We start from the raw sequence: 19,039 nt of genomic DNA on the forward strand, positions 1-19,039 counted from the left end.
GGGGGGGGGGGGGGGGGGGGGGGGGGGGGGGGGGGGGGGGGGGGGGGGGGGGGGGGGGGGGGGTGTCGGGGGGGGGTGGGGAGGGCGGCGGCGCGGCGGGCGCGGCCGACGGCGGCCGGGAGGGCGGCGATGAGGGCGTCCACGTCGGCCGGGGTGCTGGTGTGGCCGAGGGTGAAGCGCAGCGAGGAGCGGGCCCGGTCGTCGTCTGCGCCCATGGCGAGCAGCACGTGCGAGGGCTGGGCCACCCCGGCGGAGCAGGCCGAGCCCGTCGAGCAGGCGATGCCCTGGGCGTCCAGCAGGAGCAGCAGGGCGTCGCCCTCGCAGCCGGGGAAGGAGAAGTGCGCGTTGCCCGGCAGGCGGTCGGTCGGGTCGCCGTTGAAGACCACCTCGGGCACCGCGCACCGTACCCGTTCGACCAGGTCGTCGCGGAGCGCGGCGATCCGGCTCGCGTACTCCTGCTGGCCCTTGACCGCCGCCCCCACCGCGACCGCGAAGGCCACGATGCCGGCGGTGTCGAGGGTGCCGGAACGCACGTCGCGCTCCTGGCCGCCGCCGTGCAGCAGCGGGGTTGCCGGCACGTCGCGGGCGAGCAGCAGGGCGCCCACCCCGGTCGGTCCGCCCAGCTTGTGCCCGGTGACGGTCAGTGCGGAGACCCCGCTGGCGGCGAAGTCGACCGGGACCTGGCCGACCGCCTGGATCGCGTCGGTGTGGAACGGCACCCCGTGCTCGGCGGCGACCGCCGCCAGCGCGGCGACCGGCTGCACGGTGCCCACCTCGTTGTTCGCCCACATCGCGGTCACCACCGCGACCGTGTCGCCGTGCGCCGCCAGCTCGGCGCGGAGCGCCTCCGGGCTGAGGCGGCCGGTGGCGTCCACGCAGAGCCAGCCCACCCCGGCGCCCTCGTGGTCGACCAGCCAGTCCACCGCGTCGAGCACCGCGTGGTGCTCGACGGCGCTGGAGACGATCCGGCCCCGCCGGGCGTCGGCGGCCCGGCGGGCCCAGAAGACGCCCTTGACCGCGAGGTTGTCGCTCTCGGTGCCGCCGCCGGTGAAGACGACCTCGGAGGGGCGGGCCCCCAGCGCGGCGGCCACCCGCTCCCGCGACTCCTCCACCCGCCGCCGGGCACGGCGGCCCGCCGCGTGCAGTGAGGACGCGTTGCCGACCTCGCGGGCGGTGGCGACGTACGCCTCCACCGCCTCGTCGAGCATCGGAGTCGTCGCCGCGTGATCCAGGTAAGCCATCACGGTTCAGCCTACGACCGGCGCCGGACCCGCCGAAGGCCGGAGTGGGCCCCGCCGGGCCGGGGCGGGGGACGTGCGCTCCCGCACCGGCCCGACGGCCTCGGAACGGGGGGTCCGCTCAGGCCGGCACGGCGGTGACCACGATGTTGTCGCGGTACCGGCGGGTCTGCGCGTCGAACGGCCCACCGCAGGTGATCAGGGTCAGCCGAGGGCTGCCGTCGCGGGCGAAGTACCGGTCCAGCGGGATCTTCGTCTTCCGGTACTCCTCCCGGGCGACGACCCGGTACTCGCGCCGGGCGCCGTCGGTGGCGGTGGCGGTGACCGTGTCGCCGCGCTCCAGCTCCCGGAGCCGGAAGAACGCGCCCTCGCCCTGGGTGGCGCCGTCGACGTGCCCGGCGAGGACCACCGAACCGGTCCGGGCCTCCAACCCCGGCCCGTGGCGGTACCAGCCGATCCGGTCCACGCTCGGCGGCACCTCGAACTCGCCCGTCCCGGCGTCGATGCCCACGGCGTCGACCGTGGCCGTCACGTCGATGGCCGGGATGCTCAGCCGTACGGGTGGGACGGCCCGCGTGCCGGCGGGCAGGTCGCCCCGGGTCACCGGCACCGACGGGGCGGCGGCCGACGGGCTCGGGGCGGCGCGGGCCAGGTCGGCGGCGTCCGCCGCGCCGACGTCCTCGGCCGGGCCGGAGCCGCAGGCGACCACGGAGGCGGCGGTGAGCGCGGCGACGCCGGCGGCCATGGCCGCCAGCGCCCCGCGGTGACGCACCGTCACCTGCGACCGGTGCGGGTGGTGGCCACCCGCGCCCCGCCACCGACCAGGAGCAGCACGCCGGCGCCGGCCAGCACGTACCACCAGGCGTCCACGCCCGTGCCGGCCAGCCCGCCGTCGCCGCTGGGCACCCCGGCCGGGGCCGAGTGCAGGCCGGTGATGGTCTGCGCCACGACACCGAGGTTCTTCGCCTCGGCCGAGCCGATGGCGTACACGATCGTCGCGGTGCCCTCGTTGAGGTCGAGGTCCGCCGGGCCGATCGCCACGGTGTCGGTGCCGGCGAGCACCACGTCCGCCTTGACGGCGCCCGCGTCGACGTCGCCCTTGGCCTCGTTCGGGTTGGTCAGGTCCTCGAAGACGGGGGTGCCGCCGGCGCGTACGTCCACCGCCGGGGCCGCCGCCGTGTGCCGGACGACCAGCCGGGCCTTGCCGGCGTCGACCTTGGTGGTGTCGTTGACGAACGGCGTGATCTTCGGCTTGCCGGCGGCGTCCAGGTGGGCGGCGATGCTGATGTTCGCCCCGCCGGGCACCGCGGCGTCGTCGACCGTGAGGATGGCGTCGGCGACCGGCGCGCCGGGCTTGGTGAGCGCGATGTCGTAGGCGCCCTCCTCCAGCGTCAACGGGCCCGCCACGTCGCCGGGCTTGAAGTTGTCCAGCGTCTTCTCGCCGTTGACGTACACGTCGACCGGGGTGTCGGGGATGCCGTGCACGACGGAGACCTTGGACGTGGCGGCGTACGCGGGGGTCGCGGTGAGGGCGCCGGCTCCGGCGAACGTCAGCGCGGCGACTGCGCCCCCTGCGGCGACCCGACGGAAGTACGAGAGCTGCATGTCTGCCTCCTGGCTGTTGGTGCTGATTCGTCAGGCCTGCTGTGCAGAACGGGTTACGCCCGCCCGACGGCCGGCGGATGCGGAACCGGAGCGCTTTTCTTCGGCCGCCAGATCCGCATCCACCGGCCGTCGTCGCGACGAAGAGCTGGTGAGACGAGACCGACCGGAAAGGTGGGGCGATGGCTGCGGGAGTTACAGTCGGGCATGCCCCATGGAAGGCGAGCCGCCCCGTGACAGCGTCACGACAGGAGCCGGAGCCACCCGTGGACGGCCTGGCCGACCGCTTCCGGGCGGGCGACGAGCGGGCACTGCGGGAGGCGTACGACCGGTACGGCCGGGCGGTGCTGCACCTGGCCGCCAGCACGCTGGCCAACCGCAGCGACGCGGAGGACGTGACCCAGACCACCTTCGTCGCCGCCTGGCTGGCCCGGGAGACCTTCGATCCCGCCAAGGGTTCGCTCGTCGGCTGGCTGCTCGGCATCGGTCGGCGCAAGGTGATCGACCGGCTGCGGGCCTCCGCCCGGGAGACCCGGGTGGTGGAGACGGTCCGGCGGCTGCCGGAGCCGGCGCGCACGGGCCCCGATCCGGACACGGTGGTCGACCGGCTGGTGGTCGCCGACGAGCTGGCCCGGCTCCCCGACGACCAGCGACGCATGCTGGAGTTGGCCTTCTACGACGACCTGACCCACCAGCAGATCGCGACGGTGACCGGGGTGCCGCTGGGCACGGTCAAGAGCCACATCCGGCGCGGCATGGCGAGCTTGAAACGCAGATGGGAGGTGGACGGTGCCACACCTGGACCACGACCGGCTGGTTTTCCTGGCGCTCGGTGAGAGCGAGGCGGACGCCGGAGAGAGCACCCACCTCGACACCTGCGCCCACTGCCGGGCCGAGTTCGACGCCTTCCGGCAGGTGGCTGGCCTGGGCGCCGACACCCAGAGCCTGCGCGAGCTGCCCGATCCGCCGGAGCACGTCTGGCAGGGCATCGTCGCGGAGATCCGGGCGGCGGAGGCCCTGCCGACGCTCCCCGCGCCGCGCGCCGAGCAGCCGCGCACCGAGCAGCCGACCGCCGAGCAGCCGTCCGCCGGGGGGGCCGGCGGCGCGGGCGGGGTGGTCCTCACGCCGCGCCGGCGCGGCCGGTGGTCGCGGTGGGCGGTGACCGCCACGACCGCGGCGGCCGCCGCCGTGCTCGGCGTCGTCGGCACCCTGGTCGTGCTCGACGCGACCGAGCCCGCGCCGCGGCCCCCCGCACAGCGCGTGGTGCTCGCCAGCGCCCCGCTCAGGGCGTACGGCTCGACGCCGCCGGACGCCAACGGCGAGGCGCGGGTCTTCGACAACCGCCGATTGCACCTGCACGTCGTGAATCTCCCGGACGTACCGGGGTACTACGAGGTCTGGCTCATCAACCCACGGACCATGGAGATGTTCTCGGTCGGTGTGCTCGGTGACGCGGCGGACGAGCTGCTGCCGTTGCCACCGAACGTCGACCTTGAGGCATACTCGGTTGTCGACGTCTCCGCCGAGACGTACGACAACAACACCGCCCACTCCGGCGAGAGCCTGTTGAGGGGCACCCTGACGGGCTGATCGGCGGGCCGGCTCAGCTCCCCGGCCCGCCGATCAGCTCCCCGTCACCCGCCCGGGCGACGACCCGACGGCGGAAACCCGACCCGACCGATCCGCCCGGCTCCGGCGCGGGACGCAGCGACGACGCGGGGCCGGGAACCGTCGTACGGTTCCCGGCCCCGCGATCATGTTCCGACCCGCCGGACGCGGCCGGCGGGCGTCGTTCACTTGCGCTTGCGGATCTCCTCCGCGGCCTGCGGGACGATCTTGAACAGGTCGCCCACCACGCCGAAGTCGGCGAGCTCGAAGATCGGCGCCTCGCCGTCCTTGTTGACCGCGACGATGGTCTTCGAGGTCTGCATGCCGGCCCGGTGCTGGATGGCGCCGGAGATGCCGAGCGCGACGTAGAGCTGCGGGGAGACGGTCTTGCCGGTCTGACCCACCTGGAACTGGTGCGGGTAGTAGCCGGAGTCGACGGCCGCGCGGGACGCGCCGACGGCGCCGCCGAGCAGGTCGGCCAGCTCCTCGACCAGCTTGAAGTTGTCGGCGTTGCCGACGCCGCGACCGCCGGAGACGACCACGCCGGCCTCGGTGAGCTCCGGGCGCGAGCCCTTCTGCTCGGCGACCCGCTCGACGACCCTGGCCAGCTTGTCGGTGTCGGTGACCGCGACCGTGAGCTGCTCGACGGCGGGGGTGGCCGCCGCCGGGGTCGGGTTGACCGAGTTCGGCCGGACGGTGACCAGCGGCAGGCCACGGGTCACCTTGGACTTGACGATGGCGGAACCGGCGAAGGCCACCTGGGTGGCCGTGCCGTCGGCCGCCAGGCCGACCACGTCGGTCAGGATGCCGTTGTCCAGCTTGACGGCCAGCCGGGCGGCGATCTCCTTGCCCTCCTGGGAGGAGGCCAGCAGCACGGCGACCGGCTGCACCCGCGAGACCAGCTCGGCCACGACGGTCGCCTTGGGGGCCACCAGGTGGTCGTCGATCTCCGCGCTCTCGGCCGCGTAGATCTTCTCCGCCCCGTACTCGCCCAGCTTGGCGCTGAGCGCCTCGGCGGCGCCGGGGCCACCGAGCACGACCGCGCTCGGGGTGCCCAGCTCGCGGGCGAGGGTGAGCATCTCCAGGGTGACCTTCTTGACGCCGAATTCCCGGGTGGCTTCGACGACGACGAGAACCTCAGACATGTCCAGACCCCTCAGACGAACTTCTCGGTGGCGAGGAACTCGACCAGCTTGACGCCGCCGTCGCCCTCGTCGGTGATCTTCGCGCCGCCGGAGCGCGGCGGGCGCTTGCTGTGCTCCAGCACGGCGCTGGTCGCGCCCTCGAAGCCCACCTCGGCCGGGGCGACCCCGAGGTCACCCAGGGAGAGCGTCTGCACCGGCTTCTTCTTGGCGGCCATGATGCCCTTGAAGGACGGGTAGCGCGGCTCGTTGATGGTGTCCCAGACGGAGACGACGGCGGGCGCGGTGGCGGTGACCACCTCGTAGCCCTCCTCGGTCTGCCGCTCGACGGTCAGGGTCGAGCCGTCGACGGTGAGCTTGCGGGCGCCGGTCAGCGCCGCGATGCCCAGCCGCTCGGCGATCATGTGCGGGATGACCTGCACCCGGCCGTCGGTCGACTCGCTGCCGCAGAGCACCAGGTCGGCGTTGAGCTGACCGAGCGCGGCGGCGAGCACCTTCGAGGTGGCGACGGCGCAGGAGCCGTGCAGGGCGTCGTCCACCACGTGCACGGCCTTGTCCGGGCCCATGGAGAGCGCCTTGCGGATCGACTCGGTCGCCCGGTCCGGACCCATGGTCAGGACGGTCACCTCGCCCCCGTGCGCCTCCTTGATCTTCAACGCCTCCTCGATGGCGTACTCGTCCATCTCGTTGATGACGTTGTTCGCCGAACCGCGGTCGACGGTGTTGTCGTCAGTGCGCAGGTTGCGGTCCGCGCCCGAATCAGGCACCTGCTTGACGAGTACGACGATGTTCATCGCGCTTCGACGACCCTCCTGTTGGTGTTGCGATCGCTCGCCCGGTCTGGGGCGCAGCCTCGCGCGTCCGTTGACGCCGGTCAACCGCGCGGTCCTGTGCGGTTGCCCACGAGCCAATGTTACCTGCCAGTAGCATCCGCCTCCGGCGACCTCAGCGTGACACAGCTCACCGAGGGACGCGCGGGCGGGTAATCTGACGAACCGGGAGGTGTCGCAAATGTCGGAAGAGCCCAATACGGGCCGACAGGACGCCGCGCGTCGCCCGTGCCGCCGCACCCGGGACGAGGCGTACCGGTGTGCCTGCGGGCGGGTCCGCGACCGGTGCGTCCGGGCCACCGTCCGGGCCCTCTGGTCGCCCACGCGGCGCGCCGGGACAGCACCGGGTGACCACGGCGACCGCCGGCACCGGAGCGCCGGGCCGGCTCACCCGGGCTGATCGAGCGCCGCCCTGACCCGCTCGATGACGGCGGCCTCGGCGGGCACGACCCCCCGGTGCGCGCCCGCCACCCGCTCGGCCGCCGAGAGCACCACCTCGCGGTAGCCCGCCACGTCCCCCGGCGACTTCTCACGCAGGATCCGCACGGCCCGGCCCAGCGCGGGCAGCACCACCGACTCGATCTCCAGCGCCGAGTCGTGGGGCAGCGTCGGCAGCGGGCCGCTGGTCAGCGCCTCCCGCACCACCCCGCTGCTGTCGGCCATCGCGCCGGAGGCGGCGAAGCTCTCCCGGAACAGGGCGATCATCCCCGGGTCGGCGTTGGCGACCAGGAACACCGCCCCGAACGCGCCCGTCTTGAGGGTCAGCCGCTCCTCCGCCGTCAACCGCTGCTCCATGATCACGGAGTGTAGACGTACGGGGTGGTGGTCGTGACCGGGACGAGACCGAGCCGTTCGAGGATCGGCCGGCTGTCGTCGGAGGCGTCCACCTGGAGCAGCGTCCGGCCGCGTTGGGCCGCCAGCCGGGCCCGGTAGGAGACCAGGGCGCGGTAGATGCCCCGGCGGCGCCACGGGGCGAGCGTCGAGCCGCCCCAGAGCGTGGCGAAGCCGGTGTCCGGCACGTACCGGACCCAGCCCGCGCCGACCACCTCGTCGCCCGCCTCCGCCACCACCACCGTGATCGACTGCGGGTCCGCCGCGATCTCCTTCGCCAGGGCGCTCGCCAGGTGGCCACGGTCGGAGTTCCAGACCGCCTCCTCCATGGCCGCGATCCGGTCCAGGTCCGCCCGGGCGGTCACCTCCCGCAGGCGTACGCCCTCGGCGACGACCGGGAGCGCGGCCGCGAGCGGCGCGACCGGCCCGATCACGACGGTCTCCCGCTCCTCCGGCACGAACCCCGCCGCGCGCAACCGGTCCGGCAGGTCGGCCGGCTCGTCGTGGCCGTGCAGCTTCCACTCGACCGACTCGCCGCGCGCCCGGAAGAGCTCAACCTGCCGGGCGATCAGCTCGTCGAGCGCCGCGCCGGTCAGCCCGGCGAGGTCGCGGTAGGTGAGGAAGCCCCGGCGGTCGAGGCCGAGGATGCGGATCAGCGGACCGTCCCGTTCCACCGTCGCGCCGGCCGGCAACGGGTCGGGCACCAGCGCCCGCAGCTGGTCGTCGTAGGTGTTCCGCAGCGTCGTCGCGTCAAGATCCGTCACCGTTCCAGGCTACGGGGCGGACGGAAGCGGATAATCGGCCCGTGTGGCAGGCGATCAGGCGATGGTTCGACCCGCGCGAACTGCGCTCGGTCGGCCGCACCCCCGACTACCGCTTCTCGCTGGCCAACGAGCGGACCTTCCTGGCCTGGCTGCGTACCGGGCTGGCGCTGGTCGCCGGCGGGCTGGCCGCCGCGCAGTTCCTGCCGCCGCTGCCGCTGGCGCACCTGCGCGAGGTGATCGCCGTCGCGCTGCTGCTGCTCGGCGGCACGGTCGCCGTCCGGGCGGTCGACCACTGGGCGCGTACGGAACGGGCCATCCGGCTCGGCGAGGAGCTGCCCGCCTCGCGCTTCCCGGCGCTGCTGGCCCTCGCCGTCGGCCTCGGGGCGCTGCTGCTGGTGGCGGCGGTGCTGATCCGGGCGCTCGGCGGCCCGTGAACGGCGGTCCGGAGCCGCCCAGCGGGGACCGGCCGGCGCGCAACCCGGGGCTGCAAGCCGAACGGACCCGGCTGGCCTGGCGGCGCACCGCGCTGGCGCTCACCGTGATCATGGTGCTGACCGTGCGGCTGGCGTTCACCGGCCCGCGCGCCGGTGACGTGGTCGGCGCGTCGGCCGCCGGGGTCGCCGTGCTCGGCTGGGGCGCGGCGCTGGCCGTCTGCCGGCGCCGGGTCACCGGCACCGGTCCGCTGCCCGGCCAGGGCCGGGCGTTGCCCCTGGTCGCGCTCGCCACCGTCGGCTTCGCGCTGCTCGGCACGCTGCTGGCGGCGAGCGGACTGGGTTGACGGGTGCCGGTGCGCCATGATTGACCCATGGCCCGGCTCTACGCTCTCCTCTTCGTGGTGCAGATCGTCCTCGCCGTCTGCGCGCTGATCAGCTGCCTCTCCGCCGAGGAGGGGGAGATCAGAGCCCTGCCCCGGATCGCCTGGGTGCTGATCATCCTGTTCTTCCCGCTGCTCGGCTCCGTCGCCTGGTTCGCCGCCGGGCGCGCGCGCGGATCCGCGCGCGCGGCCGGCGGCGGGGCGCCGAAGGGCCGGGTCCGCCCGGGCCGGGAGCGCCCCCGCCCCGTCGCCCCCGACGACGACCCGGAGTTCCTCCGCTCGCTCGGCGAGCCCTCCCGGCGGGAGGACCAGGAGCTGTTCCGCCGCTGGGAGGAGGACCTGCGCCGCCGCGAGGACGAGATGCGCCGCCGCGACGGCGAGCCGCCGCGCGAGGAGGACCGCCCCGAGGGGTCCACGCCCACGTCCTGAGCCCGCCGCCGACGCCGGCTCTCCGGCGACGGCGGCGCGCCCGGTTCAGGCCAGGTTGGACGAGCGGGGGTACGCGTCGGCCGGGTCGGTGAGCACGTTGACCAGGTACGGCACACCGGCGTCGAACGCCCGCCGCAGCGCCGGGCCGAGGTCGCCGGCCTTCGCCACCGTCTCGCCGGCCCCGCCCAAGGCGCTCACGACCTGGTCGTAGCGCAGCTCGGGCTGGAGGTCGGCGGCGACGTCGTAGCCGTACATGGCGCGCATCGGGTGCTTCTCCAGGCCCCAGATGCCGTTGTTGCCGACCACGATCACCACCGGCAGCTTCTGCCGGGCCAGGGACTCCACGTCCATCAGCGAGAAGCCGGCCGCGCCGTCGCCCATCAGGACGCAGATCTGCCGGTCCGGGTGGCTGACCCGGGCGCCCATCGCGTAGCCCATGCCGGTGCCGAGGCAGCCGTACGGGCCCGGGTCGAGCCAGGTGCCGGGCTGCGCGGGTTCCAGGTAGCGGCCGGCGTACGAGACGAAGTCGCCGCCGTCGCCGATGGTGATGGCGTCGCGGGCCAGGACCCGGCGCAGCTCGCCGTAGACGCGGGCGGGCCGGATCGGGTCCGTCTCGGCGGACATCTCCTCGGCGTCGCGGGCCTTCGCGGCGTCCTCGGCGGTACGCAGGTCGGCGATCCAGTCGGCGTGCTCGGCCCGGTCGCCCGGGTGGTCGGCCAGCGCGGTGAGGATCAGCCGCAGGTCGCCAGCGGGGGCGGCGGCCGGCTGCACGTGCCCCGCCCGCTGGCTGGGCGCGTCGACGACGTGCACCACCTGTGCGTCGCCGAAGTCGCCGAAGCTGAGCCGGAAGTCGAGCGGGGTGCCGATCACCACGACCACGTCGGCGCCCTTCAGCGCCACGCGGCGGGCCTTGGCGAAGGCGAGCGGGTGCTCCGGCGGCAGGGCGCCCCGGCCCATCCCGTTGGTGAAGACCGGCACCTGAAGGGACTCGGCGGCGGCCCGCAGGGCGTCGACGGCGTCGCCGGCGTAGACGTCGGAGCCGGCGATGATCACCGGGCGGCGGGCGCCGGCGATCAGGGCCGCCGCCTTCGTCACCTCGTCCGGGTCGGGCTCGACCGGCGCGATGCCCGGCAGCGCGGGCAGTTCGGCGTCGGAGACCGAGAAGACGGCCTCCAGGGGGAAGTCGAGGAAGACCGGGCCCCGGTGCGGGGTGAGCGCGGCGGTCAGCGCGGCGGTCACGGCGCGCGGGATGTCGTCGGGGCTGAACACCGTCTCGGCGTGCTTGGTGACCGGGGCGACCAGCGGCAGGTGGTCCATCTCCTGGAGGCTGCCCGAGCCCCAGCGGAACTGCGGGGCCCGGCCGCCCAGCACCAGCACCGGCGACGCGTTGAAGTAGGCGCTGGTCAGCCCCGAGATGCCGTTGGTGACGCCGGGACCGGCGGTGAGCACGGCGAGGCCGGGGCGGCGCTGGAGCTTCGCCACCGCCTCGGCCGCGAAGACCGCCGACTGCTCGTGCCGGACGTCGTAGATCGGAAAGTCGGTCTTGTGCGCGGCGTCGTAGAGGGGAAAGACGTGCCCGCCGGAGAGGGTGAACATCTCCCGCACCCCGTACGCGCGCAGCGCCGCGAGCGCGAGCTCCCCGCCGTGACCTTCGATCCGCTCCGTCATCGCCGCTTTCCCTTCGTCCGCATGGCCGGAGTCACACGCTACTCACCGGTAGGCAGAATGTGAACACTTCTCGACTCGGCGCGTGGGCCGACGGGGGCGCCGCCGGCCCGGGCGTCAGCGGCCGGTGAAGTCCGGCTTGCGCTTCGCCACGAACGCCGCCATGCCCTCGCGCCGGTCCTCGGTGGCGAAGAGCGCCGCGAAGAGCTGGCTCTCCCAGGCCAGGCCGGAGTTCAGGTCCATGTCCAGGCCGCCGTCCACGGCGAGCTTGGCGGCGCGCAGGGCCTGCACCGGGCCCGCGAGGTACGGGCGGACCAGCTCGACGGCGGCGGCGTACACCTCGGCCGCCGGGACCACCCGGTCGGCCAGGCCGATCCGCAGCGCCTCCTGGGCGTCGACCATCCGGCCCGACATGATCAGGTCCTTGGCGCGGGCCGGGCCGACCAGGCGGGCCAGCCGCTGGGTGCCGCCCGCGCCGGGGATGATGCCGAGCTTGATCTCCGGCTGGCCGAGCTTGGCCTCCTCGGCCACCACCCGCCAGTCGCACGCCAGCGCCAGCTCGCAGCCGCCCCCGAGGGCGTACCCGGTGATCGCGGCCACGACGGGCTTGGGGATCCGCGCGATCGCCCCGAGGGCGCTGGACAGGTCGGCCGCCCGGTCCGCCATGTCCACGTAGGACATGTCGGCCATCTCCTTGATGTCCGCGCCGGCGGCGAAGACCTTCTCCCCGCCGTACACGATGACGGCGCGGACGCCCGGATCGGCCGTGGCCGCGGCGGCGGCGGTGCGTAGCTCCTCCTGCACCTGGGTGTTCAGGGCGTTCATCGGCGGCCGCTCCAGCCGGATGGTGCCGATGCCGTCCTTGGTCTCCAACCGCACGAACTCGCCCACGCTGGCCTCACTTCCTCGTCGAAGTAGCGTGCCAACCTTACGACCCGGATCGTTGGGGTAAGTAGTGTGGTCTCAGGCCCGCCACCGGGAGTGCCGCCATGATCACGTACTACGACGACAGGTCCGTGCAGGTCACCTCCACCGCCGTACGGGTGGAGGGCCGGACCTTCCGGCTGGCCGAGATCAGCATGGTCTGGCACCGGCGCGGCAGCCGCTCGTGGCGGGTGCTCGTCGGGCGCGGCGCGATCGGCGCGGCGCTGGCCGGCCCCCTGGTGACCGCCGCCCTCGGGATCGCGCTGGCGCTGTGGCTGGACCGCTCGCTCACCGTCACCATCGCGATCGTCGGCGCCTCGGTGCTCGTCGGGCTCGCGATCGGGCCGGTCGCCGACTTCCTCTTCGAGCACCTGGACCGCTCCTACGCCCGGGGCAGCCGCCAGCTGGAGATCTGGGCCCGCTGGCGCGGCGAGCCGGTGCGGCTGCTGTGCACGGGCGACGCGCTGCGCTTCGGCCAGATCTACCGGGCCTTGCAGCGGGCCGTCGAGGCGGGCCAGCCGGCGTCGCCCCGCCGCCGCTAGAACCCGATCGGCCCCTCGGGCAGCATGCCCAGGCCACGTGGATCGAGCCGAACCTGTCGCGCGGCAGCGGCAGCCAACCCCATCTCGCGCGTCCTTTGGAGCTGATGACGTAAACGACTCAACCGGACCGGAGCCCGAAGATCGCTGGCGCCCCGGAGGCGATGTCACAAACGATTCAGCTCCAAAGGCCGGACGCGACACCACCCCGCCCGACACCACCCCCGCGCGACACCACCTCGCGAGACACCACCTCGCCCGGCACCACCGCCGCAGGCGGACTGCGCGACCGGCGAAAACCGCCCCGCAGTGGTTAGGCTTAGTGATGACCCTCTATTACCGGGACGACTCGGTGCAGGTGACGTCGGAGTCGATCCGGGCGGGCGGTCACGCCGTGGCCATCGCCGACGTGACGTACGTCTGGCACGCGCAGGGGCCGAAGACGCTGGCCGTACGGGGGCGGGTGCTGGGTCGGGGCGTCCTGGTCCTGCTCCTCTCGCTCCCCCCGCTGGTCGCGGTGGTCTGCGTGCTCTCGCTGGCCTGGTCGGCGCAGGACCGGGGCGAGTGGCAGCTGGCGCTGATCATCCTCGCCGCGTGCGCGGTGGGCGCGCTGGCCCTCACCCCGTTCCTGGAGATCCCGCTCGGCTGGCTCGACCGCTCCTACGAGCGGGGCAGCAAGGTGCACGAGCTCTGGGTGCAGCACCACGGCCGCGAGGTGCTGCTGCTGCGCACGCCGGACGCGCTGCGCTTCGGGCAGATCTACCGGGCGGTGCAGCGCGCGGTCGAGCAGCACACGGACTCCTGACCCGAGCGCTCGCCGCCGGGGGCGCGCCGCCCCGTCCGGCGGTCCGGGCGCGGGCGACGCACACTGGGTGTCATGGTGATTCCCCTCCCCCGCCCCGGCGCGGTCGTCGGTCTGACCCGCTCCGCCCTCGACCAGGCCCTCGGCTCGGCGGCCTCGTTCGCCGCCGTGCCGGCCCGCGCGTTCGCCGTGTTGGACTCGGTGGAGGCGCTGCTGAACCGGGTCAACGGGGTGGTGGACCGGATCGACGGCATGGTGAGCCGGGTCGAGCAGACCCTCGACCGCACCGACCGGGTGCTCACCGACGCCGAGGGCGCGGTCCGGGAGGTCGCCGTCATCAGCGCCGCCGCGACCACCGCGATCGGGACGGCCACCGAGGTGGCCGCCGCCGCGGCCGTCGTGGTGGACGAGGCGGAGAAGGTGTCCCGCGCGGCCGGCGCGGTGGTCGCCGAGGCCGACGTGGTGGCCCGCCGGGCCGCCGGCACCGTGGGCACCGCGGCGGAGGCGGCGGCCACCGCCGCCGAGCTGCTGACGGCGTACGAGCCGGCGCTGCGCCGGGCCGCGCCCATGGCGAACCGCTTCGTGGAGCAGCTCAGCCACGAGGAGGTGACCGCCGCGATCCGGCTCGTCGACGAGCTGCCCAAGCTCAAGCAGCACGTCACCGCGGACATCCTGCCCATCCTCGCCACCCTGGACCGCGTCGGCCCGGACCTGCACGACCTGCTCGACGTCACCCGCGACCTCAAGCTCGCCGTCGCCGGCATTCCCGGGCTGGGCATGCTCCGCCGCCGGGGCGAGAAGCTCACCGACGACGCGGAGGCGTGAGCGGCGGCGCCTTGCCGGCCGGATCAGGCGGGGACGTAGAGCGCGTCGATCTCGGCCCGGCTGGGCAGCGCCACGGAGGCGCCGAGCCGGCGGGCACAGGCGGCGCCGGCCGCCGCCGCCCAGCGCACCGCGTCGACCACGTCCCGGCCCTCGCCCCAGGCGACCGCGAGCGCGGCCGTGAAGGCGTCCCCCGCGGCCGTGGAGTCCACCACGTCGACCTTGACCGCGGGCACGTGCACGGCGGTGCCGTCCCGGTCGCCGTACCAGGCTCCCTCCGCGCCGAGGGTGAGCACCGCCCGGGGCGCCAGGTCGAGCAGGGCCGAGGGCTCGTCCCGGCCGCGGCCGGTGAGCGCCTGTGCCTCGGTCTCGTTCACCACCAGCAGGTCCGTAGCCGCCAGCAGCTCCGGGGGCACCGGCACGGCCGGGGCGGCGTTGAGCACCACCCGGGTGCCGGCCGCCCGGGCGACGACGGCCGCCCGGGTCACCGTCGCGACCGGGATCTCCAGCTGCGCGAGCAGCACGTCCGCCTCGCGTACGGCGGTCAGCTCGGGCTCGGTCAGGTCGACCATGGAGGCGTTCGCGCCCGGGCTGACCAGGATGGCGTTCTCCCCCGCGACGTCCACCATCACCAGCGCCACCCCCGACGTGCCGTACGTGGTGCGGAGCTGGTCGGTGCCGACCCCGGCGGCGGTGATCCGCGCCCGCAGGGTGACGCCGAACGCGTCGGAGCCGATCGCCCCGAGGAAGGCACAGGAGGCTCCGGCCCTGGCCGCGGCGACGGCCTGGTTGGCGCCCTTGCCGCCGGGCACCATCACGAAGTCGGTGCCGAGCAGGGTCTCTCCCGGTCGGGGCAGGGCGGGGGCGGTGCCCACCAGGTCCATGTTGGCGCTGCCCACCACGACGACCCGGGTCTGCCGCATCGCCACCTCCCCGTCAGGCGGCGCGGGCGGTGAACCGGTCGCCGGAGCGCTGGACCACCAGCGGCAGCCCGAAGGTCTTCGAGAGGTTGTCCCCGGTCAGCGTGTCGTCGAGGAGTCCCTGCGCCACCACCGCGCCGTCGCGCAGGAGCAGCGCGTGGGTGAAGCCGGGCGGGATCTCCTCCACGTGGTGGGTCACCAGCACCAGCGCGGGGGCGTCCGGGTCGTACGCCAGCTCGGCCAGCCGGGCGACCAGGTCCTCGCGCCCACCGAGGTCGAGCCCGGCGGCGGGCTCGTCGAGCAGCAGCAGCTCCGGGTCCGTCATCAGCGCGCGGGCGATCTGCACCCGCTTGCGCTCGCCCTCGGAGAGGGTGCCGTAGGCGCGGTCGGCGAGGCCGCCGACGCCGAACTGGCCCAGCAGGGCGCGGGCCCGGGTCTCGTCGGCGCTCTCGTAGCTCTCCCGCCAGCGCCCGAGCACCGACCAGGCGGCCGTGACCACCACGTCGCTGACCCGCTCCTCGGCGGGCACCCGCTCGGCGAGCGCGGCGGTGGAGAGCCCGATCCGGGTACGCAGTTCGTTGACGTCGGTCCGGCCGATCCGCTCGCCGAGCACGTGGGCCGTGCCCGTGGTCGGATGCAGCCGCCCGGCGGCGAGGTTGAGCAGGGTCGTCTTGCCGGCCCCGTTCGGCCCGAGCACCACCCAGCGCTCGTCCAGCTCGACCCGCCAGTCGACGTCATGCAGCAGGGCCGTGCCGGAGCGCCGTACGCCGACGCTGTCCAGGCTGACCACCAGATCCGCGTCCCCAGTCACCCGACCATCCAACCACGCAACACCGGGGCGCCCCCGGCGGGCGGTGCTCCGACCGTAGGGTGGGGCGCCGTGTCGTTGGTCACCACAGGCGGAGGACGGTCCACGCCCGGTCGTAGCGCGGGGCCACGCGGATGAGCGCGGTCGGGCCGGATGGGCGTGCTGGGCTGGCAGTCGTCGCTGGTCCTGCTGCTCGGGCTGACGGGGACGCTGACCGTCGCCGCCCTCGCGGCGTTCCGCCGCCGCGACCTGATGTGACGCGGAGCCGGGCCGGCCGGCCGGGGCCACCCCGCCGCGCAGCAAGAGCTTGCAACGGCCGAGGCTCGGGTGAAATATTCCTTCACATGACGCGCGGCCGGTCCGGACGCCGCCGGATCGGGCCGGCGGGGACCCTCGCGCGCTCGGCGGCGGAGGCCCGGCCCCGGTCAGCCGACGGTGGAGCCGAAGACCTCGTCGCGTACGGCGTCCAGCGCGGTGCGCAGCGCGCCACGCAGGATCGGCTCCTCGGTCAGCCCTGTCGGCACCACCCGGGGGCGGACCAGCGTGATCGCCGCGACCTCGTGCTGCACGCGCTCGGCCAGCGCCGCCCCGCCGGCCTGGCCGACCTCGCCCGCCAGCACCACCAGCGGCGGGTCCAGCACCACGCAGGTGCTCGCCACACCCAGCGCCAGCCGGCGGGCGACCTCGTCGAGCATCGGGCCGCCGGCCGCGCCGCCGGCGACGGCCGCCCGGACCGCGGCGGCGCCGCTGGCGTCCGGGTAGCCGTGCGCGCGGGCCAGGTCGCGGACCGCGTCCGCGCCGATCAGCTGCTGGAACGCCGGCTTCGCCCGGCGGGAGACGTCGCGCGGGATCGGCGCTCCGGGCACCGGCAGGTAGCCGATCTCGCCGGCGGCGCCGCTGCTGCCGTGGTGCAGCCGGCCGCCCAGCACGATCGCCAGGCCGACGCCGGCGCCGACCCAGACCAGCACGAAGTCCGTCAGCCCCTGCGCCGCGCCCGACTGCGCCTCGGCGACGGCCGCCAGGTTGACGTCGTTCTCGAAGACCACCGGGGTGTGCAGGTCGTCGCGGAGCGCGGCGAGCAGGCCGGAGTGCCAGCGGGGCAGGTTGAAGGCGAAGGTGATGTCGCCCGTGCCGGGGTCGACGAGACCCGGGGTGCCCAGCACGATCCGCCGTACGCTCGACAGCTTCGCCCCGGCGCTGCTCGCGGCCTGGACCACCGCGTTGTGCACCACCCCCACCGGGTCGTCGGTGTCCCGGGTCGACTGCTCGACGCGGCCGATCACCGCCCCGGTGATGTCCGCGCAGGCGGCGACCACCCGGTCGGCGCCGACGTCCACCCCGACCACGTGCGCGCTGCCCGGCCGCACGGCGTAGAGCTGGGCGTTCGGCCCCCGGCCGCCGGCCTGCTCGCCGACCCGGGTGACCAGGCCCCGCTCCTCAAGCCGCTCGACGAGCTGGGAGGCGGTGACCTTGGACAGCCCGGTCAGCTCGCCGAGCCGGGCCCGGGTCAGCGGCCCCCGCTCCAGCAACAACTCCAGCGCCGCACGGTCGTTGAGCGCCCGCAACAGGCGGGGGGTGCCGGGCAGCCGGGTCGCACTCATGCCACGTCCTCTGGATTTGATAAACCTTGCTTACTGTAGACCGACCTGCGAGCGGGTAGCCGATAGCGTATCGGCCACCCGGGAGCGGGGTGGTCGGCCGACCCGGTACGTCACCGACCCCCGCCGGTACCACAATCCGTACCGGCGGGGCACCGAAAGGGGAGGACCACGTGGGGCTGGATCCAGGACTGCGCCGGCTCGCGCTCGGCACGCTGCTCGGCGCGTACCCGGGACCGGTGCCGCCGGACTGGGCGGTGGAACTCGTGGCCGAGGGGCTGGCGGGGCACACCCTCTTCGGCACCAACGTCCACGACCCGGGGCAGGTCGCGGCGAGCACCGCCGCCCTGCGCGCCGGCCGCCCGGACGTGCTGATCGCCATCGACGAGGAGGGCGGCGACGTCACCCGCCTGGCGCACGCCACCGGCAGCCCCTACCCGGGCAACGCCGCGCTCGGCGCGATCGACGACCTGGCCCTGACCCGCCGGGTCTACGAGGCGATCGGCGCGGAGCTGGCCGTACTCGGCGTCACCGTCAACCTGGCCCCGACCGTGGACGTCAACACCGCGGACGAGAACCCGGTGATCGGCACCCGCTCGTTCGGCGCCGACCCGAACCGGGTCGCCGCGCACTCCGCCGCGGCCGTCACCGGGCTCCAGGCCGCCGGGGTCGCCGCCTGCGCCAAGCACTTCCCGGGGCACGGGGCGACGGTCGCCGACTCCCACCACGAGCTGCCCACCGTGGACGTGCCTCCGGACGTGCTGCGCCGCCGCGACCTGCCCCCCTTCGCGGCGGTCATCGAGGCCGGCGCGCGGGCCGTGATGACCGCGCACATCCGGGTGCCGGCGCTCACCGGCGACGCCCCCGCCACGTTCAGCCGGCGGGTCCTGGTCGACCTGCTGCGTCGCGAGTACGGCTTCACCGGCACCGTCATCACCGACGCGCTGGAGATGAAGGGCGCCGCCGTGGCGGCCGGCGGGGTCGGCCCCGCAGCCGTCCGGGCCCTCGCCGCCGGCGCCGACCTGCTCTGCATCGGCGCCGAGGTCGACGCCGGGCTGGTCGAGCGGGTGGCCGCGGAGATCGTCGGGGCGCTCGCCGACGGCCGCCTGGACCGGGCGCGGGTGGAGGAGGCGGCCGGCCGCGCCGCCGCGCTCGCCGCGTGGACCCGGGGCTCCGGCTCGGCGTCCACCGCCCCCGCCGGTCTCGGCTACGCGGCGGCACGGCGCGCCGTGCGGGTGGAGGGGGCGCTCGCCGGGCTGGACCGCCCGCTCGTCGTGCAGCTGCACGCCGCGTCGACCATCGCCGAGGGGCGGGTGCCGTGGGGCCTCGGCCCACACCTCGGCGACGCCGAGGAGCTGCGGGTGGTGGCCGCCGAGACCGATCCGGCGACCCTGCGCCGGCTCGCCGGGGAGCGGCCGATCGTGCTGGTCGGCCGCCACCTGCACCGGCTGCCGGGCGGCGCCGACCTGGTGACCGCGCTGGCCGCCGAGCATCCGGTGACCGTGGTCGAGATGGGCTGGCCCTCGCAGTGGCGCCCGGCCGGGGCGCGCGCCTTCGTCACCACGTACGGCGCGAGCCACGCCTGCGGCCGGGCGGCGGCCGAGGTGCTCGGCCTGGCCGGCTGACCCCGGCGCCGACGGGCGGCGCGCGGGGCTCGGGCCGGCACCGGGGCGTGCGGCGTCGGCGCGAAGTCGGAGGCCAAG

21 protein-coding genes are annotated in these 19,039 nt (G+C 75.2%); 9 read left to right on the plus strand and 12 right to left on the minus strand.

Annotation, left to right across the window (positions count from 1 at the left end; all coding sequences use genetic code 11):
• From V6V16_RS26425 to V6V16_RS26435, 3 genes are all read right to left on the minus strand, one after another.
• Positions 1–1,241: cysteine desulfurase family protein (locus V6V16_RS26425; RefSeq protein WP_334566373.1), on the minus strand; the 1,241-nt coding region annotated here is incomplete at its 3' end.
• Positions 1,242–1,359: 118 nt separating this feature from the next.
• On the minus strand, positions 1,360–2,016 hold the full coding sequence (locus tag V6V16_RS26430) for a class F sortase (protein ID WP_334566375.1): 657 nt from the start codon (positions 2,014–2,016) through the stop codon (positions 1,360–1,362).
• Complete coding sequence (locus V6V16_RS26435) at positions 2,013–2,843, minus strand: DUF4397 domain-containing protein (protein ID WP_334566378.1); 831 nt, start codon at positions 2,841–2,843, stop codon at positions 2,013–2,015. Before V6V16_RS26435 ends, V6V16_RS26430 begins: the two co-directional genes overlap by 4 nt.
• A 230-nt stretch (positions 2,844–3,073) precedes the next feature.
• Here V6V16_RS26435 and V6V16_RS26440 point away from each other — a divergent pair, with 230 nt between their 5' ends.
• A complete protein-coding gene (locus tag V6V16_RS26440) occupies positions 3,074–3,676 on the plus strand; it encodes an RNA polymerase sigma factor (protein ID WP_334566381.1) in 603 nt (200 codons plus the stop codon).
• Entirely contained in the window at positions 3,630–4,430 is an 801-nt protein-coding gene (locus V6V16_RS26445) for an anti-sigma factor (protein ID WP_334566383.1), read from the plus strand. Before V6V16_RS26440 ends, V6V16_RS26445 begins: the two co-directional genes overlap by 47 nt.
• Positions 4,431–4,633: 203 nt before the next feature.
• Here V6V16_RS26445 and V6V16_RS26450 read toward each other — a convergent pair whose 3' ends face one another.
• From V6V16_RS26450 to V6V16_RS26465, 4 genes are all read right to left on the minus strand, one after another.
• Entirely contained in the window at positions 4,634–5,593 is a 960-nt protein-coding gene (locus V6V16_RS26450; protein WP_334566385.1) for an electron transfer flavoprotein subunit alpha/FixB family protein, read from the minus strand.
• A gap of 11 nt (positions 5,594–5,604) precedes the next feature.
• Entirely contained in the window at positions 5,605–6,384 is a 780-nt protein-coding gene (locus tag V6V16_RS26455; protein ID WP_334566387.1) for an electron transfer flavoprotein subunit beta/FixA family protein, read from the minus strand.
• Between the two features lie 423 nt (positions 6,385–6,807).
• Complete coding sequence (locus V6V16_RS26460) at positions 6,808–7,215, minus strand: hypothetical protein (RefSeq protein WP_442934160.1); 408 nt, start codon at positions 7,213–7,215, stop codon at positions 6,808–6,810.
• 2 nt (positions 7,216–7,217) lie between these two features.
• Entirely contained in the window at positions 7,218–8,015 is a 798-nt protein-coding gene (locus tag V6V16_RS26465; RefSeq protein ID WP_334566391.1) for a GNAT family N-acetyltransferase, read from the minus strand.
• A 41-nt stretch (positions 8,016–8,056) separates the two neighbouring features.
• Here V6V16_RS26465 and V6V16_RS26470 point away from each other — a divergent pair, with 41 nt between their 5' ends.
• The 3 genes from V6V16_RS26470 to V6V16_RS26480 are packed head-to-tail and all read left to right on the plus strand — an operon-like array spanning position 8,057 to position 9,258.
• Positions 8,057–8,449, plus strand: a complete 393-nt coding sequence (locus tag V6V16_RS26470; protein WP_334566394.1) for a YidH family protein — start codon at positions 8,057–8,059, stop codon at positions 8,447–8,449.
• Positions 8,446–8,793 carry a DUF202 domain-containing protein gene (locus tag V6V16_RS26475; protein ID WP_334566397.1) on the plus strand — a complete coding sequence of 116 codons (348 nt, stop codon included), beginning with the start codon at positions 8,446–8,448 and terminating at the stop codon, positions 8,791–8,793. The genes V6V16_RS26470 and V6V16_RS26475 overlap by 4 nt, the downstream gene beginning before the upstream one ends.
• A 27-nt stretch (positions 8,794–8,820) precedes the next feature.
• The gene (locus tag V6V16_RS26480; RefSeq protein WP_334566400.1) at positions 8,821–9,258 is read left to right on the plus strand and encodes a PLD nuclease N-terminal domain-containing protein; all 438 of its coding nucleotides are present in this window, start codon (positions 8,821–8,823) and stop codon (positions 9,256–9,258) included.
• Between the two features lie 45 nt (positions 9,259–9,303).
• Here V6V16_RS26480 and V6V16_RS26485 read toward each other — a convergent pair whose 3' ends face one another.
• Complete coding sequence (locus tag V6V16_RS26485) at positions 9,304–10,926, minus strand: acetolactate synthase (protein ID WP_334566402.1); 1,623 nt, start codon at positions 10,924–10,926, stop codon at positions 9,304–9,306.
• 114 nt (positions 10,927–11,040) lie between these two features.
• Complete coding sequence (locus tag V6V16_RS26490; protein WP_334566404.1) at positions 11,041–11,814, minus strand: enoyl-CoA hydratase-related protein; 774 nt, start codon at positions 11,812–11,814, stop codon at positions 11,041–11,043.
• A gap of 98 nt (positions 11,815–11,912) precedes the next feature.
• Between V6V16_RS26490 and V6V16_RS26495 the strand changes: the two genes are divergently transcribed.
• The 3 genes from V6V16_RS26495 to V6V16_RS26505 all read left to right on the plus strand — a co-directional run bounded on the left by V6V16_RS26495 (position 11,913) and on the right by V6V16_RS26505 (position 14,013).
• Positions 11,913–12,389: a DUF6232 family protein gene (locus tag V6V16_RS26495; protein WP_334566407.1), complete on the plus strand. Its 477-nt coding sequence runs from the start codon at positions 11,913–11,915 to the stop codon at positions 12,387–12,389.
• A 322-nt stretch (positions 12,390–12,711) separates the two neighbouring features.
• The gene (locus V6V16_RS26500) at positions 12,712–13,191 is read left to right on the plus strand and encodes a DUF6232 family protein (RefSeq protein ID WP_334566409.1); all 480 of its coding nucleotides are present in this window, start codon (positions 12,712–12,714) and stop codon (positions 13,189–13,191) included.
• 72 nt (positions 13,192–13,263) lie between these two features.
• Entirely contained in the window at positions 13,264–14,013 is a 750-nt protein-coding gene (locus V6V16_RS26505) for a hypothetical protein (RefSeq protein ID WP_334566411.1), read from the plus strand.
• A 23-nt stretch (positions 14,014–14,036) separates the two neighbouring features.
• Here V6V16_RS26505 and V6V16_RS26510 read toward each other — a convergent pair whose 3' ends face one another.
• The 3 genes from V6V16_RS26510 to V6V16_RS26520 form a co-directional block, all read right to left on the minus strand.
• Positions 14,037–14,933 carry a ribokinase gene (locus V6V16_RS26510; RefSeq protein WP_334566412.1) on the minus strand — a complete coding sequence of 299 codons (897 nt, stop codon included), beginning with the start codon at positions 14,931–14,933 and terminating at the stop codon, positions 14,037–14,039.
• A 13-nt stretch (positions 14,934–14,946) separates the two neighbouring features.
• The gene (locus V6V16_RS26515; RefSeq protein WP_442934161.1) at positions 14,947–15,753 is read right to left on the minus strand and encodes an ABC transporter ATP-binding protein; all 807 of its coding nucleotides are present in this window, start codon (positions 15,751–15,753) and stop codon (positions 14,947–14,949) included.
• 410 nt (positions 15,754–16,163) lie between these two features.
• Entirely contained in the window at positions 16,164–17,339 is a 1,176-nt protein-coding gene (locus tag V6V16_RS26520; protein WP_334566416.1) for an ROK family transcriptional regulator, read from the minus strand.
• Positions 17,340–17,509: 170 nt separating this feature from the next.
• On the opposite strand from V6V16_RS26520, the gene V6V16_RS26525 reads away from it, so the two are divergent.
• Complete coding sequence (locus V6V16_RS26525; RefSeq protein ID WP_334566418.1) at positions 17,510–18,961, plus strand: glycoside hydrolase family 3 protein; 1,452 nt, start codon at positions 17,510–17,512, stop codon at positions 18,959–18,961.
• The last annotated feature ends 78 nt before the right edge of the window (positions 18,962–19,039 follow it).

This window comes from Micromonospora sp. CPCC 205561 (assembly GCF_036906775.1).
GTDB lineage: Bacteria > Actinomycetota > Actinomycetes > Mycobacteriales > Micromonosporaceae > Micromonospora.